General features: G+C 33.7%; 19 protein-coding genes. 1 reads left to right on the top strand and 18 read right to left on the bottom strand.

All coding sequences use genetic code 11. From position 1 onward, the window contains the following. Positions 1 to 4 precede the first annotated feature (4 nt). The 17 genes from DP68_RS02065 to DP68_RS01985 form a co-directional block, all read right to left on the bottom strand. A complete protein-coding gene (locus DP68_RS02065) occupies positions 5 to 1,186 on the bottom strand; it encodes a CoA transferase (RefSeq protein ID WP_035305341.1) in 1,182 nt (393 codons plus the stop codon). Positions 1,187 to 1,214: 28 nt separating this feature from the next. Next, complete coding sequence (locus DP68_RS02060; protein WP_035305337.1) at positions 1,215 to 1,592, bottom strand: hotdog fold domain-containing protein; 378 nt, start codon at positions 1,590 to 1,592, stop codon at positions 1,215 to 1,217. Between the two features lie 54 nt (positions 1,593 to 1,646). Further along, a complete protein-coding gene (locus DP68_RS02055; RefSeq protein WP_035305334.1) occupies positions 1,647 to 2,105 on the bottom strand; it encodes a beta-alanyl-CoA ammonia-lyase in 459 nt (152 codons plus the stop codon). 80 nt (positions 2,106 to 2,185) lie between these two features. Further along, positions 2,186 to 3,547: a branched-chain amino acid transport system II carrier protein gene (brnQ, locus tag DP68_RS02050; RefSeq protein ID WP_035305331.1), complete on the bottom strand. Its 1,362-nt coding sequence runs from the start codon at positions 3,545 to 3,547 to the stop codon at positions 2,186 to 2,188. 122 nt (positions 3,548 to 3,669) lie between these two features. Beyond that, on the bottom strand, positions 3,670 to 4,776 hold the full coding sequence (acrA, locus tag DP68_RS02045; RefSeq protein ID WP_035305328.1) for an acryloyl-CoA reductase electron transfer subunit beta: 1,107 nt from the start codon (positions 4,774 to 4,776) through the stop codon (positions 3,670 to 3,672). 21 nt (positions 4,777 to 4,797) lie between these two features. Then, a complete protein-coding gene (gene acrB / locus DP68_RS02040) occupies positions 4,798 to 5,601 on the bottom strand; it encodes an acryloyl-CoA reductase electron transfer subunit gamma (RefSeq protein ID WP_035305326.1) in 804 nt (267 codons plus the stop codon). Between the two features lie 18 nt (positions 5,602 to 5,619). Beyond that, positions 5,620 to 6,765 (bottom strand): acryloyl-CoA reductase, encoded by a 1,146-nt coding sequence (gene acrC / locus DP68_RS02035; protein WP_035305640.1) that lies wholly within the window; start codon positions 6,763 to 6,765, stop codon positions 5,620 to 5,622. 275 nt (positions 6,766 to 7,040) lie between these two features. Next, complete coding sequence (locus tag DP68_RS02030; RefSeq protein ID WP_052085594.1) at positions 7,041 to 7,946, bottom strand: hypothetical protein; 906 nt, start codon at positions 7,944 to 7,946, stop codon at positions 7,041 to 7,043. A 28-nt stretch (positions 7,947 to 7,974) separates the two neighbouring features. Continuing rightward, positions 7,975 to 8,610 (bottom strand): DUF5412 family protein, encoded by a 636-nt coding sequence (locus DP68_RS02025; RefSeq protein ID WP_035305324.1) that lies wholly within the window; start codon positions 8,608 to 8,610, stop codon positions 7,975 to 7,977. 206 nt (positions 8,611 to 8,816) lie between these two features. Beyond that, on the bottom strand, positions 8,817 to 9,278 hold the full coding sequence (locus tag DP68_RS02020; protein ID WP_035305322.1) for a DUF1097 domain-containing protein: 462 nt from the start codon (positions 9,276 to 9,278) through the stop codon (positions 8,817 to 8,819). A 228-nt stretch (positions 9,279 to 9,506) separates the two neighbouring features. Further along, the gene (locus DP68_RS02015) at positions 9,507 to 10,628 is read right to left on the bottom strand and encodes a DegT/DnrJ/EryC1/StrS family aminotransferase (RefSeq protein WP_035305319.1); all 1,122 of its coding nucleotides are present in this window, start codon (positions 10,626 to 10,628) and stop codon (positions 9,507 to 9,509) included. 31 nt (positions 10,629 to 10,659) lie between these two features. Next, positions 10,660 to 11,430, bottom strand: a complete 771-nt coding sequence (locus DP68_RS02010) for a DeoR/GlpR family DNA-binding transcription regulator (protein WP_035305318.1) — start codon at positions 11,428 to 11,430, stop codon at positions 10,660 to 10,662. Positions 11,431 to 11,641: 211 nt separating this feature from the next. After that, on the bottom strand, positions 11,642 to 13,528 hold the full coding sequence (locus DP68_RS02005) for an endonuclease MutS2 (RefSeq protein ID WP_035305316.1): 1,887 nt from the start codon (positions 13,526 to 13,528) through the stop codon (positions 11,642 to 11,644). Positions 13,529 to 13,884: 356 nt separating this feature from the next. Next, positions 13,885 to 15,231 carry a radical SAM protein gene (locus DP68_RS02000; RefSeq protein WP_035305314.1) on the bottom strand — a complete coding sequence of 449 codons (1,347 nt, stop codon included), beginning with the start codon at positions 15,229 to 15,231 and terminating at the stop codon, positions 13,885 to 13,887. A 65-nt stretch (positions 15,232 to 15,296) separates the two neighbouring features. Next, positions 15,297 to 15,506 (bottom strand): helix-turn-helix transcriptional regulator, encoded by a 210-nt coding sequence (locus tag DP68_RS01995; RefSeq protein WP_035305312.1) that lies wholly within the window; start codon positions 15,504 to 15,506, stop codon positions 15,297 to 15,299. A 10-nt stretch (positions 15,507 to 15,516) separates the two neighbouring features. Further along, positions 15,517 to 15,993: a DUF2975 domain-containing protein gene (locus DP68_RS01990; RefSeq protein ID WP_035305310.1), complete on the bottom strand. Its 477-nt coding sequence runs from the start codon at positions 15,991 to 15,993 to the stop codon at positions 15,517 to 15,519. Positions 15,994 to 16,193: 200 nt separating this feature from the next. After that, positions 16,194 to 17,573 (bottom strand): cell wall-binding repeat-containing protein, encoded by a 1,380-nt coding sequence (locus tag DP68_RS01985; RefSeq protein WP_052085593.1) that lies wholly within the window; start codon positions 17,571 to 17,573, stop codon positions 16,194 to 16,196. 151 nt (positions 17,574 to 17,724) lie between these two features. On the opposite strand from DP68_RS01985, the gene DP68_RS01980 reads away from it, so the two are divergent. Further along, the gene (locus DP68_RS01980) at positions 17,725 to 18,648 is read left to right on the top strand and encodes an AEC family transporter (RefSeq protein WP_035305308.1); all 924 of its coding nucleotides are present in this window, start codon (positions 17,725 to 17,727) and stop codon (positions 18,646 to 18,648) included. Positions 18,649 to 18,762: 114 nt separating this feature from the next. Here DP68_RS01980 and DP68_RS01975 read toward each other — a convergent pair whose 3' ends face one another. Continuing rightward, positions 18,763 to 19,578 carry a CPBP family intramembrane glutamic endopeptidase gene (locus DP68_RS01975; RefSeq protein ID WP_035305306.1) on the bottom strand — a complete coding sequence of 272 codons (816 nt, stop codon included), beginning with the start codon at positions 19,576 to 19,578 and terminating at the stop codon, positions 18,763 to 18,765. Between the last annotated feature and the right edge of the window lie 225 nt (positions 19,579 to 19,803).

Raw genomic sequence — 19,803 nt, 5'->3', positions numbered from 1 at the left:
TAGCTTATAGTACACCTTCTGCAGTTAGTTCTTTAAGTTCTTCTTCTGTAAGTCCGAAAACTTCTGCATTGTGTTGTCCGAGCATTGGAGATGGAGTTTCTACGCTACCTGGAGTTTCTGAAAGCTTTATAACACAACCCTGGAAGTACTGGTCTCCTGCTGTTGGATGCTCACAATGCACCATCATTTCACGAGCCTGAATATGTGGATGCTCTATTGCTTCCTTAATATTTAATACTGGACCGCATGGGATTCCTGCATCATCCATTATGTCTTCTATTTCTTTCTTTGAGTGCTCCTTACACCAGCTGCGGATTAAATTTTGTAATTCTGGTATATAATTTTCGCAGCGTAATACGTTTGTTTTATAGCGAGGATCTTCTATAAGTTCTTCATGTCCGATAGTTGAGCAGAATTTCTGGAACAATCTATCATTGCCCACCCCAAGAGCAACGAAGCCATCCTTGCAGTCAAATATATCGAACGGAGCTATAGATGGATCTACATTTCCGTTACGTTCTGGGATAAAGCCACCTACTGTGTAATTTACAATTGCATTTTCAAGTAAACTAAAGATTGTATCAAACATTGCTACGTCAACATGCTGGCCCATACCTGTCTTCTCACGGTTATAAAGAGCTAAAAGTACACCTACTGATAAATAAATACCTGCAACGTGGTCTGCAACTGAAGGACCAACCTTTACGGGATTTCCATCCTTAAAGCCTGTAAGGTTAACCATACCACCCATAGACTGTGCTACGATATCATAGCAAGGACGGTGTGTGATTGGTCCATATTGACCAAAACCTGATCCTGAAGCATAGATAATATTTGGATTAACCTTCTTTACAGATTCATAATCAATACCAAGCTTCTTTGTAACACCACCCTTATAGTTCTCAACCAACACGTCAGCATCTCGAACAAGCTCATAGAACATCTGTCGTCCTTTTTCGGATTTAAGATTAAGAGTGGCACCTTTTTTATTACGGTTTACAAAGCTGTAAAAACCACTTTCACCGCTCTTTTCATCAATTGGTCCCCATTCACGGCACTGTTCACCGCCAACTGGTTCAATTTTTATAACATCTGCGCCATAGTCTGCTAATATCATTGTACAAAACGGTCCATTTAATGCTGAAGTAAGGTCAACTACTTTTATACCTTCAAGTGCTTTTCTCATTTATAACTCCCCCTATACCTGTAATTTATTAATAGGTCTCGTAAACAAACTGAACTACTGTTGATAATGGTGGATCAGGTAGTACATCAATAGAACTTGGGAATTCAGGATTTTCAGGAACTTCAATAATCTTGAAAGAACGAACCTCAATTAATGCACGGTTTCCATCTATGCTTTTAATTCTTGCAATATACTCCATGTAGTCACCTGCATGTGAAGGAACATAAAGGCGAACCTTCTTTACTTCAACACAATGACCTGTGTTTCCAAATACCTTTGCCATAAGACGATTTGCTGTATCATTCATAAGTGTGATGTTTCTTGCTCCATTTACAACTCCGCCACCATAAAATACGTCACGGTCTGACATTCTATAACGATATGTTACTGTTTGTTGTTCATTCATAACACAATTCCCCTTTACTCTATATTTTTAGTTTAACTCTTTTCAAGCCTTAATTTATTCTGGAAAGTCTTCAAGTGGGCGCCATGGATTAATTACTACTCCGTCTGGCTGTTCTCCACGCTGTAAGTGCTTCTTAACCACAAGTCGAACATTTCCTTCTGTACAAAGTACAGGCTCATCAAACCAAACCATATCTCCTGGTTTACAATCTGTCTTACCTTCACGGAAAGCAGGTGTAGCAAGCTTGAAAACTTCTATTTTACAGTCACGGGATGTGTTTCCTATGTGTGTAAGAGTTGCTTTAAAGTCAACCATATCCCCTACATAAATATCCTTATAACATTTAACATCATGATATCCAAGACAAAGTGACTCATCACCATCACATAAAATCATTTCTTCTGTCTCAACGTCTCCTATGAAATCAAACTGACGTCCAATTGGCACTAATCCATCTGGATTATTGGCATCTGCTGTTGTCATATTATAGCTTAAAAAAGATACTTTTCTCATTATGACATCCCCCTAATATTTTATATTATTTAGACGCTTGCAGAATTCCACAAGCATCTATTAACCTAAGTTTTAAGCCGTTAAACTTCTATATTTCCCTCTACCGCTGCTTTGTTTTTTGAGAATACTACATAGCCAATAATTCCCGCAGCTACTGTCCATGGGAACCATGCAAGCTTTTCAGATGCTAGTGGAAGGCTCTCATAGAATGTATTCAAGAACCCTAAATTTATATTTAATTTAATTCCATAAGTGTAAACGGTATCTAAGATACCAAATACCAATGCTGTTATCATTGCATAACGGCATAGGTTTAAGTGTCTTCTATTTTGGTTATTTGGCATTAATGAATAATATATAACAAGTACAATAGCTGCTGGATATATACCATCAAGTATTGGTCCGAGGATTGTAAGTATTGAAGCAAGACCCATACATCCAAAGAGTGTACTAAAAATCAAAACTGCAATAGATGCCTTCTTATAATCAATCTTTCCTCCTGTTACATCCACAAAGAACTCAGCACATCCGGAAGTCATACCGATTGCTGTTGTAAGGGCTGCAAAGAATAGTGCAATTGAAAATAAGATTCCTCCTAAATGTCCAATAAGTTTAGTAGCAACTGCTGTATAAAGAGCTGTATAACTTAAATCAATTGTGCCCCCTGTAGAAGCACCTATTAACATATGACAAAGGTGTGTCATGCTTAGCATTGCTATACCAACAACGCCTACTCTGATAATATTTCTACTCATACGTTCATCAGAAACACCTTTTTGTTTAAGTCCATTTAGGATAACAACACCGAATATTAATGAACAAAGAATTTCAGCTGTTGCATAACCATTTGTGAAACCATAAGCAAATGCGGAACCTGGATAAGACTTTGCAACTGGCTCTGCAATTGGAGTAATCATTCCCTTGCCTACAACGATAATAACAATAATAATAAGGAATGGGAAAAGAATTTGTGAAATACGATCCATTGTCTTTCCGGGGCTCATTAAGAACCAATAAGTTACCAAATAAAATAATACAGTAAATATTATCAGCGGTAATCTTACTTCTGGATTCAAACTAAAAGCTTGTACTATGGAGTCCCAAGCTGCTGCACTCATACGAGGAATAGCATACAGAGGCCCAAGCACAACAATAGTTATGACTGTATATGATATGCCTAGTTTCTTTCCAAGTACGCGTCTGGTAATTTCATTATAAGTGCCTTTACCTTTTGATAATGCAACATAAGCAAGTAATGTAAGTAATAAAGCTGTTATAAATGCTCCAGCAAATGCAACCCATACAGATGAACCACTTTCTTTACCCCAGTTTACTGGCCATACCATACTCGATGCACCAAAGTGCATTGAAAAAAGTGCACCACCCATTAAAAATAATGCTGGTAATTTCAAGTCCCCATTCTCATTTAAATTATTGTTCATACACATCCCCCCTAATACTATTATATTAATTACATTTATTGGAAAGTCAACCCTATATTTGATATTTTTTTAACGCATATTTGCGAATAGGCACCTTAACTGTGCCCCTAGGGTAAGGTTAGTTATTTATTGTTTTTTACGTTTGTAATTTCCTCAATCATCATTGGAACAATCTTAAATAAATCTCCAGTGATACCATAGTCTGCACAGTCAAAGATTGGAGCCCCCGCATCCTTGTTTACTGCAATTATTAGTTCTGAATCCTGCATACCTGCCTTGTGCTGAATTGCTCCAGAAATACCAAGTGCAATATAAACTTTGGGATGTACAGTCTTACCTGTCTGCCCAACCTGATGATCTGCTGAAAGCCAGCCAGAGTCAATAACAGCACGACTTCCACCTACAACCCCGCCGCCAAAAGCTTCTGCAAGCTTATGTGCAAGCTCGATTCCTGCATCAACATTTTTACCAATACCACGACCTACAGAAACGATAACCTCTGCACCAATTAAGTCAATCATCTGTTTTGCTTCTTTAACAACCTTAAGAACCTTAGTCTTTATGTCACTCTCAGAAATAGAAACAGGATATACCTCTATTTCACATTCATCTGCCTTAGCCTTACTAAACTCTGCCTTCTTCATAACTCCTGGACGTACAGTTGACATACAAGGCCTGAAACGTGGACAGATGATTGTTGCCATAAGATGTCCTCCAAATGCTGGACGTGTCATCTTTAAGTTCATATCCTCCATCTGGAAGGTTGTTTTGGATAAATCAAGTGTAGAAGATGTTTCAAGAAAATCAACATACTTCTTCATGTCAATATCAAGGTGTGTGCAGTCTGCTGTAAGACCTGTATGCAAACGAGCTGCTAATCGCGGTCCAAGATCACGACCAATGTTAGATGCACCAATTAAGATAACTTCAGGCTTTCTCTCCATTGCAACTTCAGAAAGTACCTTTGTATATGCATCTGTTGTGTAAACATTTAACGCAGGATCGTCACATACAATTACCTTGTCTGCACCATATCCTCCAAGTTCCTTAGCAATATTTTTTATATTGTGTCCAAGAAGTATGCCGATAAGCTTTGAGCCTCGTTCGTCAGCCAGTTTACGACCTTCAGAAATTAATTCGAAATCAGTATTCATTAATTTTCCATTACGCTGTTCACAAAATACCCAAATATCATTGAATGCACTTATATCGGAACTATTAAACATCATATTTTCATGTCTCCTTTCAAATTATATAACGTGGTCACTTTGTAATCTGCCTACAAAATCTGATATTGCCTCTCTGTTATCACCTTCAAACATTACACTGACACCCTTCTGTGGTGGTGTGAATGACTTGAATATGTTAGTAGGTGATCCTTTAAGCCCAATTGTGTCAATCTCAATTAACGGCTCGTCCTTAAGTGCTTCGAAGTCAAGGATGGTAAGTGGTTTCTTATAACAATTCATAATACCGTCTATAGTCATATAACGAGTAGGAACATTATTGTCTTTTATACATGTGATAAGACATGGTGTCTGAACCTCAAGCATCATATAGCCATCTTCAAGCATACGCTTTACAACTAGAACATTATCTTTCTTATCAATTTCAGTTGCATAAGTAACCTGAGGAATATCAAGCTTTTCTGCAATCTGTGGCCCAACCTGTGCTGTATCTCCGTCAATTGCCTGACGACCACAGAGGATAATGTCATCTTTACCGATTACAAGATGTGTAATTGCTGCTGCAATAATCTGTGATGTTGCAAATGTGTCAGAGCCGCCAAACTCGCGTGAAGAAATTAAAACAGCATCATCTGCACCCATTGCAAGAAGCTCACGAAGCATTCCTTCTGCTTGAGGAGGCCCCATTGTTACTGCTGTTACCTGGCATCCAGTTTCATCCTTAAGTATAAGTGCCTGCTCCATTGCGCTCATATCATCCGGATTAGTGATACTTAACATAGAAGCACGATTCAAAGTTCCATCTGGATTTACAGCAACCTTTCCTGAAGTATCTGGAACTTGTTTAACACAAACGTAAATTCTCATTATTCCTACACTCCTTTTTTATTTACTCATCACTGCTCTGGAGATAACTACTTTATGAATTTCTGAAGTACCTTCATAAATTTCTGTAATCTTAGCATCACGATACATACGCTCTAATGGATAATCCTTCATATAGCCATAGCCACCATGGATTTGGAGGGCTAAATTTGTAACAAAACGTGCATTTTCAGAAGCATTAAGCTTACACATAGCAGCCTCTGTTGTGAAAGGTTTCCCAGCATCCTCAAGATATGCAGCATACTGTACAAGAGTTTTTGCAGCCATTGTCTTTGTTGCCATATCAGCTATATACCACTGAATGCCTTGTAAATTTGCAATTGGCTTACCAAACTGTACACGCTCATTTGAATACTTAATAGAAAGGTCTAAAGCGCCTTCTGCAACTCCCACAGCTTGAGCACCTACACCTATACGCGCTCCATCAAGTGCCTGCATTGCAATTTTGAACCCTTGTCCTTCTTTTCCAAGAAGGTTAGCAGCTGGAACACGGCAGTCTTCAAATACAAGTTCAGCCGTTTCAGAACCGGCAAGGCCCATCTTTGTCTCAATTTTACCAATACTAAAACCTGGTGTACCTTTTTCAACTATGATTGCGGACATGCCCTTTAATCCCTTATTAGGCTGTGTAAGTGCAAATATTATAAGTATATCCGCACGACTGCCCCCAGAGATAAAGCACTTTGTCCCATTTAATATATACTCATTTGTTTCAGGATCAAAAATAGCCGTTGTCTTTGCGCATCCTGCATCAGAACCAGCATTTGGCTCAGTAAGTGCAAATGCTCCTAAAGATCCGCCCTTTGTAAGCATGGGAAGATATTTCTGCTTCTGCTGTTCATTACCATATTTAGATATAGCTTGGGGTGCAATTAAATGGATTGATAAAATCGCTGCTGAAGACATACATTTCTTTGCAAATTCTGAAACAGCTATAACCTTTTCCAATGCACCACCGCCAGAACCTCCGTACTGACTAGGAACGCCAATCCCTGTAAAGCCTAATGCCGCCATTTTTTTTAAATTTTCCGCTGGAAAAGCATGCTCAAGGTCAACATCTGCTGCAACTGGTTCTAATTCATTTTCAGCAAACTGCTTAGACAACTTTTTAATCATTTCCTGTTCTCTGGTTAATGAAAAATCCATACTTTCTTCCATCCTTTCTTTTAATATACAAGTAGAAACATTTCTTGAAATCATACTTAACGCATACGTTTTCATGTTTCAAACCTATTTTTAATATTCTTTTGACTATCCTTCATATAAAACTTTACTTTATACAGTTGGTGGAAGGTCAATAGACTTATGGAAATTTTAACCACAAGTATATCCTATTTTCTCATTAAGCCCTCCAGCCACTGTAGAGAAGGAAAAAAGGAGCCCAAAAGAATTATTTCTCTTGGACTCCTTTGAATCTTAATTTAATTATTTATAGCCGTTATCATTAGTTTAGAACTACCATCAGTAGATGCAATTCCATTAATCCACATATTGTAATTACCTTCTCCAAACATAACTCCCTTGTAGTTTGCAAACATATATTTTGAAAATGCATTAGTCATTACTTGTTTATACTTAGAATTGAAAATAAAATCATAATTCTTAATGAATTCAGCTTTATTTTGTATTTTTCTAGTCTTATCATTTATTTTAACATTAATTGGATAATTTATTTCTCCAGCTAACTTTTCTTTATTATCATTTATTATATAACTTTGAATTTTGCTAGCAAATTTCTCTACATCTTTATCACTTATTTCACCTACTGCTACTGCATATCTTTTTCCATATTCACTTCCAGGAAGAATACTCTTAAGGGATAAACTAAATGGGTAGTTTATTTTTCCATCTCCACTTATCCAAGTTCCCTGGATTTTATCTACTGTGTCCATAGTCCCTTTAAATATCCCTGTATTCTTACCTGATTTATCATATTCATATAGTATAATTTCTTTTTCATCTGCTTTACCTTTTAACTTAATTTCTTTTCCCTGCTTATTATAAAAATACGAGCCAACTATTTCATTTGATAATGGATAAATACTCATTTCAATTAAAAGGTTATTATTTATAGTACCTTGATAATCGTAATATCCCTTTTCAAATTTACTTTTTGACATATCTAAGCTTTTATATTCATTGTGTAAATCATCTAGCTTTTCACCACTGCCATTGCTTGAAGTTTTTAAACCTTCATTAGTTGAATTATTAGTAACTTCTTTATTTGTACTAGATGTGTTCTTTACCTGCTTTGATTGATTAAATGCAGTAAGCGAAGCTAACACAACAATTATAGATAATATCCTTATAAATCTGCTTTTAATCATAATAAAATTTCTCCTTACATATAAATTTTTATCGTAACGTAACATCTATAATCTTACTTTGAATTTGAACATGATTACTGTCTACCCATCTAACATCCCTATCTTCTCCATAATCTCCAAGGTAAATACGCTGATTTTTCTTAAATATATAACAGTATTTTTTTCCTAAATCTACACCAGTAGAACCACCTAAGGCGCCTTGGTCTATAGAATAAACTTCAACTTGCTGCTTATTATTTGGAGAATTTATTGTCTTTACTAATGTTGTAGATGTAAAAAATAATCTTACAAACAAAGTAAATGACATCATGACTAGAAGCAAAATATATGAAATAGCAGAAAAAATTTTAAATACTATATGGCACTTTTTAGCGCAAAGCAAAGGAAATATAAGAATTAGAGGTAACGCAATAAAATGATCAAGATATGCTACAAATATAACTAAGAAATTAAATATTATAAATACTCCATGGTGAATTCTTAAATCATACTGTTTACGGATAGTTAGAATACCTATAATTGATAAAGCAACATATATTCCATAATAAATATTTTGTGCTACATTGGAAATAAAATAAACTTTATTTAAAGTTAATATAGTGCAAATCAACAGTGCTATTCCTAAGACCCAAATTTTTTCTTGAATTATATTTTTGAAGTCCATTTAGTCCCCCTTATAAATTGTTAACATCTAAGCATATTTGGTTAAATGAAAATATCAAATTAAACTCAACCCCTTACAATATAATTTCTTAGCTATCCAATATGAATATATACCCTATTCTAACACTTACTGTAAAATCATTAAAGTATACTTCTATATAAAAAGAACACCTGCAATTATTTGCAGATGCCCAAAATATGCTTTTTCTAATTTTCTACTTCTTTATTAACAACTTTGAAAAGCCAGGCTCCACTCCACTCACATGCATATCCTAATATACCGCCTAGTACAAGTGAAGGTAATACAACTTTCCAATCTCCATTTGCAGCAAAAGTTGAGAAACTTCCAAAGAATGTTCCTGGTATATATTCAAGCCATTTACTTTTTGCTTGAGCACACATACCAAAGGTTATTACAACTGTCATAATGGCTCCTGCTGCTGGAATATCGATCACAGGAGTTAATTTTATTGCAATCATGGCCCAAATTACTCCAGTTATATTTGCAATAGTAGATTTTTTTAATCCTTCCCTTTTTCCTCCCGCCGCAAAGAAACTTGTGCACCCGGAAAATCCAGCCCATCCTAAAAGACCTACTATCCCAGCTACATAAACCCAAACTCCACAAAGAACTGCTGTTGTTAATGAAAGTGCTATTAAAGAACTCATCTGTCACCTCTGATTTAAATTAATGTCTTACTATTCATGAAGCATTAGTTGATTTTATTTGTACAAATTTCTCTAAACTAATTCTTCCCTGAACAACCCTATAAGTATACATTAATGCCATTCTAAGTTCAACTCCTGATACTCCATTTAGCATTTTATCAAATGAGTTTATTCCTATTAAATAAAAAGATACCCCTTAAATTTAAGGGATATCTATAATATCTACACCTATTTTTTATAAAATTTCTTAATTGTTTCACATACAAATTCAACTTCTTCAGTAGTTATTTCAGGATAAATTGGAAGCGCAATAATTTGCTCTGATACTCTTTCAGCTACCGGGAAATCACCCTTTTTATATCCAAGATACTCAAAACACTTCTGCATATGAAGAGGCATTGGATAGTATATACTGTAGCCAACTTCATTCTTCTTCAAGTACTCTGCTAGTTCATCTCTTTTTTCAGCCAATATATTAAATACATAATAAACTTGCTTTTGGTCACCTTTAACTTTAGGCAATCTAATATTTTCACAATCACTTAACCTGTCAAAATATAACTTAGCTATTTCATCTCTTTTCTTTAAAGCCTCGTCTATATATTTTAATTTTACTGATAAAACAGCTGCCTGAAGTGTATCTAATCTTGAGTTATATCCTATGAAATCATAATGATATTTCTTGGAGGCACCATGCACTCTGAAGTATTTTGCAAGCTTTGCTAGCTCCTCATTATTAGTTGCGATCATGCCGCCATCACCGTAACCTCCAAGGGTCTTAGTTGGAAAGAATGAGTATACTCCAAAGTCTCCAATAGTTCCGGAATGCTTATATTCGCTGCCGTTTCCTTTCCATCTCATTCCAAAGGCCTCTGCAGCATCTTCTAATACTCTTAAATCATGTCTTGTTGCTATATCCATTATTTTATCCATATCTGGCATCTGGTCAAATAAATGTATTGGTAGTATTCCTACTGTGTTCTTGTTTATTTTTTCTTCAATTTTATTTACATCTATTCCAAAGGTATCTTCATCAATATCTACAAAAACAGGTTTTCCCTTGTGTTTTGTTATACATGATGTGGAAGCTAGGAATGTAAAAGGAGAAGTTATAACTTCCTTTCCTTCCTTAAATCCAAGTATGTCTGATGCTATAATTAATGCATCAGTACCTGAAGCTACTCCAATAGCATATTTTGCACCTGTGTATTCCTGAATATCTTTTTCAAACTGTTGTACCTGCTCACCAAGTATGAAATTTCCTTTTTCGATAACTGATTGAATTGCTTTGTCAAACTCACCTTTTTTCTCAAGGTATTCCCTTTGAGAAGTATAAAAATCTACTTTCATTTTTACATCTCCTTTTTATTGTTTATATTTTCTATATTTCTTTTGCTATTAAAACCTTTAACCCAAGCTTCTGAATTTCCTCAACTTCTTCCTCTGGTGCTTCCCAATCTGTAATTAGTATATCCAGATCTTTTGCACCCACTGTCTTTGAAAAAAACTCTGTGCCTACTTTATCAAAATTTGCAAGGCATATCCTTCTGCGTGATACCTGTGCTACCGTCCTCTGAAAAATGGCTCCTTCTGGTGTAGAACTGCTTAATCCATGTTTAGCTGAAATTCCTCCACCAGTCAAAAAAGCTATATCAATTCGTAGGTTTTTTATAAAGTCAGTTGCCAAGGCATCAACTATTCCTTCTTCACTCTTTATCTTTCCACATACTATGTAGGTTTCAACATTACTTAAACTCTTAAGTTTTTCTGCAATTGTAAGCGAATTTGTGATTACTGTATAATTTATATCCAAAGGCAGGTATTTTAATAAAACATAATGAATGCTGGCTCCACCTATAAATACAGTATCGCCTTGTTCTACATAAGCTGCAGCTAGTTTGGCAACAGCATTTTGATGCTCTGTTCCATCACCATATCTAATTTTTTCATCCATTGGGAGTCTTCTAACCTTAGATAAGGGTACTGCACCACCATGAGTTCTTTTTAAAAGCCCGTTTTTCTCCATTGCTTTAAGGTCTCTTCTTATGGTATCTATTGAGACTTGAAGCTCTTCCGCCAGGTCTTTTGCAAATACCCTTCCGAGTGTCTTTACCTTGGAGAGTATAAGCTCCCGGCGTTCTTCTGCAAACATTTTATTAAAGCCCCCTTCATTTGTACCTTAAGCATAGCTTTTCCTACATATTATAATAATACCACTTATTTGCCACTTTGTTAATGATTTTTTGCTTTTATTTGCTTTTTTATGCATGTTTTCTGATAATAATATAAACTTTAAAGAGGACCGCAACACAGCCCTCTTTAAAGTTTATTATATTACAATTTCATTCATATTATTTAGCAACTTATCTTAAGCTTTCTTTTCTTATTTTCTTCAATGCTTTTTTAGACCCTCTCTCAATGTCTCTTTCTAATTTTCTTTCCTTATAGCTTACAAATAACTGATTTAAATCATAACCCTCTGGATAAAGATCACTTGCCTTTAACTCTAGTTTCATTCTCTTATAATTAACTTCGATAAATTCATTGTTATATAGTACAGTCACATTATTTAATCTATCTCTTCCCTTATATACAATGGCTGACTCATTATTTTCTAAAAGAATAACTTTATCTCCTACAGAGTATTCATATAAATTCTCAGCTTCCTCTTCCTCTTTACTTTTAACACTCTTAATATCTTTTATTAAATTATAATTATAATTTTTAGTATTAATATATTCTCTTGCTCTACTTATAATTGAGTCATATATTCCCATCTTTTTAGAAATATATAAGGCATTACTATCTCCTACCTTCCCAATACTAAGCTTATATAGCGGTTCAAGAGTGTCCTTTTCAAATTCCATAGCTGCATTTTCAAAATCAGGGTGCTCCTTTGAAAAGTTTTTTATTTCTCCATAATGAGTTGTTGCTATAGTTATACATCCTTTATGATATAGTTCTTCTAGTATTGCAATGGCCAAAGCTGATCCTTCATTGGGTTCTGTTCCACTGCCAATTTCATCAAACAATAATAATGTTGAATTTGTGCTTTTTCTTATTATTTCAGCTAGATTTTTTACATGTGATGAGAATGTACTTAAAGCATTTTCAACGCTTTGATTATCACCTATATCAACAAACACATTGTTAAATATCGAAAGCTCTGTACCTTTTGCTGCTTCAATATGGAACCCAGACTGCACCGCTAATGTGATGAGTCCAATTGTCTTTAACACTACAGTTTTACCCCCTGCATTAGGTCCTGTTATTATTAGTCCCCTGTAGCTTTTACCAATTTCAAAATCTAAAGGTACGCTGTTCTTAATTAAAGGATATTTTGCTTTAATTATTTTAATATATCCATGATCATTTAACTTAGGCTTAATTCCATCTATTTCTTTGCTGTATTTAGCTTTTGCCAAAATCATATCATACTCGGATATAACATCAATATTCATCTTTAAATCCCTTATTCTCTGGAAAAGCATATCTGTTAAAGTAGCTAATATTCTATATTCTTCAACGACTTCTTCTGCCTTTAATACATTTAGTTCACTGGTGTACTTTGATATAGTGTTTGGCTCTATAAAAACAGTACTTCCCTTTGAGGATGCTTCAACAACTGTTCCTGGAACTTGATTTTTATATGCTGCCTTAATGGGAATCGTATATTTCCCATTACGCTGACTAATAAAGAATTCTTGAATATATTCTTTATTTTCACTGCTTCTAAGGAATTTATCTAGTTTCTCCTTTATCTTACCCTCACATATATCAATATATCTTCTTATTTTCTTTAATTCTTTGCTGGCATTTGAGTCAACCATACTTCCTTTAATTGAGATGTTTATTTCATCTTCAATGTAGCTTAAATCAGAAATATTTTCTCCATAAGCACTTAATGTAGGTGCATACCCATCTTTATCCTTAATAAATAGCTTTACTTTCCTGCACCCACTTAAAAAGTTTGACATCATAGTTAAATCAGCTGCCTCTAGGGATGCTCCCTTTTCAATTTTATCAATAAGAGGAAGTACATTAAAAATCCCCTTTAATGGCATATGGTAAGAAGCATCTATTAATGATCTTCCCTCTGATGTTTCATTTAGTCTTTGATTCACAATTTTCATGTTGCTGCTTGGCTCTAATTTATCAATTAATATTTTTCCTAATCCGCTAACGCAATATCCTTTTATTATTTCTTTTAACTCATAGTAATGTAATTTTTCTAATGTTTCTTTATTCATATCAATAACCCTTCCTTACTTTCTTTTATTACACTACAAGTCAACGAAATCTAGATAGATTTCTAAATTTTGTATAATAAAAAAAGCCATGGATACTTCCACAGCTTAAAATTCAACACTTAATAAAGGTAACCTTAATTACCTCTTTAAAGTAAATTCGTGGACTTGTATCTTCAATAGTACAAATTAATTCCATAGGAAATAAAGGCATAATAAAGCCCCATTTTTTTTGGAATTAATATTAAGTTAACTATTTTAGATACTAGACACTCACAAAAATACCTCTCTTCTTTGAAATCTATCTCTTATAATATATATTAATTTTAATCTAACTGTCAATGTTATTTTTATTAAACCTACTTTATTAAATAAGCTATCCATCTAAAAAATCTTCCTGTATTTTTAAAAGAAATTATGTTGCACAATAATTCAGTGAGCTTTCCAAACTTCCTATAAAAGAAGTTAAATGCTAAAAATGGAACCCACTGCTTTTTGGATTTCGGTAGTCTTTTCATTATATTCTTAAAGGTGTATACCTCTTTATATATCCATAGATATCCATTATATAATTCTTCTGCTGTCATATTCTTAGGTTTATATACCACATGCGCAGTATTATAATTTGATAAATTAAAATCTACAATTCTATTTTCCCCTATCAATGATGAGTATAGCTTTGTACCAGGGTACGGGGTGAGGATATGTGAAGTTACCGTTTCTATCTTATTTTTAACTATCCATTCTAATGTATTCTTAAATACAGAAGGGTCATCCTCATCTAATCCAAAAACAAAACTTGCATTTATCATTATTCCCCTTTTATGAATTTCATCTACAAGTTTCTCATATCTCTTTACACTATTTTGCACCTTATGGACACTATCTATCGATTTACTATTTATACTTTCAAAACCTATAAATAAGCTTTGACAACCAGCCTCCTTCATTTCATCTAGCAGTTCAGGCATGTCTACTATATTAGAAGTAACTGCTGCATTCCACTTTAGTTTAAAAGGTTTTATTTCCTTTAATAATTTTTTTGTCCACTTAGGATCTCCAATAAAATTATCATCAATAAACATTATATGCCTTGTTTTTAATGCATTTATATCTGTAATTACATCCTCTATAGGTCTGTTAATATAAGTTTTAAGTGTATCTTTGCAGCTATTATAGCAGAAGTCACACTTAAAAGGACACCCTCTGCTTGTACTAATTATATTTGTATATAAATACTTTTTATTATCAATAATGTTATAGCTAGGTGATACTATTTCCTTCCCAGAAATAGATTCCATATCATAGTATACCTTCTTAAGTGAATTTTCTTCTTTATCCTTAAGAATTTTTGTCCAAACTCTTTCAGCCATTCCCACACATATTGCGTCAAAACTATTAAATGCTCCCTCTGGGTCTGCCGTAATATGTATACCTCCTGCAATTACTGTAACGCCGCGGTTTTTAAACTCCTTTGATATTTCCACAGCTCTATTCATAACATCTACAGTGACAGTTATTGCTACCAAATCCACAGGCTCGTCAAAATCTATGTTTTCAACATTTTCATTTTGAATAATAACTTCATGCTCCTTTGGTGTAAGATTTTCTATTGTAAGTAATGCCAGTGAAGGAGACATTCTTGTTTTTAACTTTGTATCCATAGGTCTTGGCAGCATTGCAGGTTGAATTAATTTAATCTTCATATATTACCTCCTGAAATAACTTTACAGAGCATTTAGCTAATCTACTTTCAGTATTCCCTTGTAATTTATGTGTCATTTCTATATTCTAAAATGTCACCTGGTTGGCAGTCCAAAGCTTTACATATTGCCTCCAAAGTTGAAAATCTAATGGCTTTTGCCTTTCCATTCTTTAGTATAGAGAGGTTTGCCATGGTTATTCCAACTTTATCTGTAAGTTCTGTTACACTCATTTTCCTTTTAGCCAGCATCACATCAATATTGATTATAATTGCCATGTTATTCACCTCACACAGTTAAGTCATTTTCTGATTTTATATCAATAGCATCTTGCAGGAGCCTTTGAAGAACAGCAGCAAACACTCCAATGGCCATTGAAGCAAAAATTGGGACCATCCCCATTATTATAAGACCTGGGGCATCATCTTTCTCTGCTACAAGATAAACAAATGGTAGAATTACAACATACACGATACTGATTATGTTTGCACAATACTTTATATTCCTTAAAGCCTTTACAGATAGTTCCGAAAAAGCTTTGTTCTTGTCAATATAGCTTAAAAGTCTTAAAGCCTGATATAGAGCTCCGAAAAATGGTATCGCTGATACATATATACCTATTATTACAGGGTAAAGTATATGTGCATAATTTGGATTTGTTGGATTTTTAGTTAACCAATACACCCCAAATATACACAAAGCAAGAACTGGGATTCCAATAATAATCACAGCTATCCTTAGGAAAATCGTTGAATATTGTTTCATAAAAAGCACCTCTCTTTTAATTTATGTATATAGAATAGCACATCATTTATCGTTTATCAATAAAATTTTATTGAATTTAGTTATGTTTTTATTGATTTATTCGAAAGCAATTAATAATCACATGTATATAAAAATAACTGCACTGGTATAATACCAATGCAGTTATTTTTAACTTGCCACGTGCCACCCACGTGGCAAATTTATGGTCTATATTGTTGATTCATTTCTGTTACTATGCCATTTTGAAGATTTATATCAAAAATTTTCCATACATTATAATCTTTGCTGGTTATAAAACCAAAATTTCCATTAAAATCTGCCATATCTAACCCCTCATCAGTATATATTATTCCGCTGATTTTTAAATCCCTACTTACCTCTAACGTAACATTACCGCTGATAGGAGCATCAAAGCCATCATTGGTAAGAAAGTCACCATATTCATCATCGTGTTCAATTACGCTTTCTCCAGTTTCTCTTTCATATTCACGTGCTTCATCTAAATCAGAAATAAATTTATCAAAATATCCTTCTACATATCTTTTGCCGTCTTTTATATATCCTTTATTTACATGAAACAAGAATCTCTCCTGTCCATTTAATATCTTTGCTGCTACTTCACTAACAGAAGCTTTACCACCTAGTAAAAATAAATTGGAATAATTAGTAGCATCTAAATATCTCTTTTGTTCTATTATATTACTTCCATCTGTAAGTATAATTGGTGCGTTTAGTTTTGCTGCTAATGCACTTCCTGACAATGCATCCGGGAAGCCTTTTCCACTTGCAATTACTGCTGAAGTCGTATCTAAATCAAAATATTTACATATATTTAATGAAGTTTCATATCTAGTATTTCCACCAATTCTTACTATGCTGCTATCATCTAATGAGGATACTATGTTCTTTAATTCATCTATAAGAGAATTACTTAAAGACCCTTCTCCTCCTATTAAAAATACCTTAGAAGGTTGAATATCATTTATAGCATCTTTAATATCACTAGGTAAATTAATCTTATTACTCATAAGTATAGGATATCCGTTTAATGCAGCAACACTTGAAATACTTAAAGCATCTGCAAATCCATACCCATTAGCTATAACCACTGGAGTTCCCTTTGGTGCATTCATGGAATTTACGATTGTTTTATTTGTGGCAAATCTATCACTGCCTCCAAGCCTTTTTACATTGTACCCTTGAGATTTAAAATAGTCTAGAAATCTATCGTCTACGGATGCTTTTCCCCCAAGTACATAGATTGTACCGTCTTTTACCAAATTGTCTTTTATATAATTTACTGCATTGGAACTGCCGCTTACTGTTTTATCTACAAGTAAAATTGGAGCATTGAATTTTTTAGAAAGTACACTTCCTGTAAGTGCATCTGGAAAATTACTACCGCTTGCTATAATTACATTTTGTACTTGAGTGCTGCTAAATTTTCTTGAAATATTAGCTGAAGTTTCAAACCTATTTCTACCGTCTATTCTATTTACGCTATATGCTTCCTTTGCCTGTACTGTATTTACCATGGTCATAGCCATAAGTGCTGAAATAATAATATATCTTTTTTTCACTTTGTTATCCCTCCCTTTATACGCTCTATTGTAAAACCAAACTTTATTATCGGTAGATAAGACTATCTCTTTAGTATAATATTCTATATTTCATAGCAATAAAAACTATCTCCGCATAAGATGATTACTATATAGTTAAGGAGGGATTGTCGTGGAATTTTCTGTTATTATTGAAAGTGTTATTTCACTATTTCTTATAATATTAGTTGGAGTATATGGTGCCAAGAAAAAAATTATAACCCCACAAATAAATAAAGGGTTAATAGATATTCTTATACAAATAACATTGCCTCTTATGATTCTTTCTTCTTTTATCTTTACTTATGATGACGCTATTAAATCTAATGCTATAAAAACATTCTATTATAGCATTGCCGCTTATATAATAGTGATTCTTGTTTCATACCTGCTCCTTTTACCAATAAAAAATGATAAAAAAATAGTATTGCATTTTGCTAATGTGTTTACTAATACGGGTTATGTTGGATTCCCTATACTAAATTCTATATATGGCGCTGAGGGTATTGTATATGGATCAATATTTAATATGTTCTTCGTAATATTTGTTTGGACATATGGAATTATTCTATATAAGGGCAATTTTCAAAAGAAGGAATTAAAAAATGAGCTAAAAAAAATTCTTCTCAATCCATCTATTATAGCGGTGTGTGCAGGCGTAATAATCATGATATTTAATATTCAATTGCCAGGTGCAATATTATCCAGTATAAGAAATATTGGGAACATCACTGGTCCATTATCAATGATTATTATTGGAGTTATAATTTCAGATGTGAAGATAAAAGAATATATAAAAGATTGGACAATATATTACGGAATAGCTACCAAATTGATACTTATACCCTCCATCATTTACCTAATTTCATTACTTGCACTAGCAACATCCAAAGCTGTAAATACAGTTATTATTATGACTGCTATGCCAGCTTCTGCCATGACTTCGATACTAGCAGAAACTTTCGATAAAGAAAAGGATTATGCAGCTGTTATTGTATCTGTAACTACACTACTTTCTTTAATTACAGTTACTATACTATTGAAAATCATATTGTAAGGGCCAATATCAACTAAAAAAATCCCCCTATAAAATGAGGGGGATAGGTTATATTTTATTCCTTTTTCACTTGGAACCAATCAGCATATATAAAATTATTCAGAGTTAAAATAATTACGTTGCTTTCTGGCAAGACGTGAGTTTTCTGTTGCTTTTAAAATATATTCCAAGAAGAACCACTGCAACTGCCACATACAATACAGAAAATATTACAAAGAAATAAGCATCGCCTACAAAAAAAACTAATGAAAAATTAAAACAAAAGTGAATCCAAAATGCTATAAACAAATTATCACACTTCTTCATAAATATCCCCATTATAATAGTTAAAGACATCATCACAACTATATTTGCAGCAATATACATCAATGCCTGCAATCCACTATAATCAGAAGCAACAAACCAAAGCGGTGTATGCCAAAATGCCCAAACCACACCTAAAATGAGATTCCCTTTAATGAAACCATATCTTTCCTCCAGTTCCGGCCTTAAGTACCCGCGCCATCCAGATTCTTCCCCAGTTGGTCCCTGTAAAATCGTAAATAGAATGGTGCTGAATAGTGCAGATGGAACAAACATAAGTTGTGCTGTAATAGATGTTTTTTGAATTGCAGACAGAACCCATACAGATATCAAGAAAATACCGATTATTAAAACTGGTATAATTAAAATCAGACTAATTTTCAATTTTCCTTTAAAAGCCCTGTTATAAAATCCCCTAATATTCATATTAACCTTTAGATTTTTTAACATAATAAAAAGCACTATAGTTGGTGACCAGCTGCACAATACCGTAATCCACTTCATAACAATAGTTGGAGCATGAAACACCATAGATGCCAAACCGCCAATTCCTAAAATCATTACCCAAAACAGTAGGTATGCATTGATTACATACTTCCACATCACGTCAATCTTTTTCTCTTTCACCTTTGTCTCCCCCTTTCTCTATTGGCACTGCCAAAATTTTTTATATACTTTAGACTGGCAGATCTCCTGCCACTTCTCTTAATATTTTTTTCTTCTTTAGTGCACTTGCTTTTGGCTTTTGTCTCCTGAGTAAATCAATATCACCCACCATATAATTCCATATATATCAACAATATCACATACACTTTTCATAATCAATACTGAAACTATTACACAAATAAGCTT

The organism is Clostridium sp. HMP27, from assembly GCF_000765165.1.
In the GTDB taxonomy this organism is placed as follows: Bacteria; Bacillota; Clostridia; order Clostridiales; family Clostridiaceae; genus Clostridium_AK.
The sequence above is the reverse complement of the archived record's forward strand: the minus strand, read 5'-3'. Positions and strand labels throughout refer to the sequence as shown.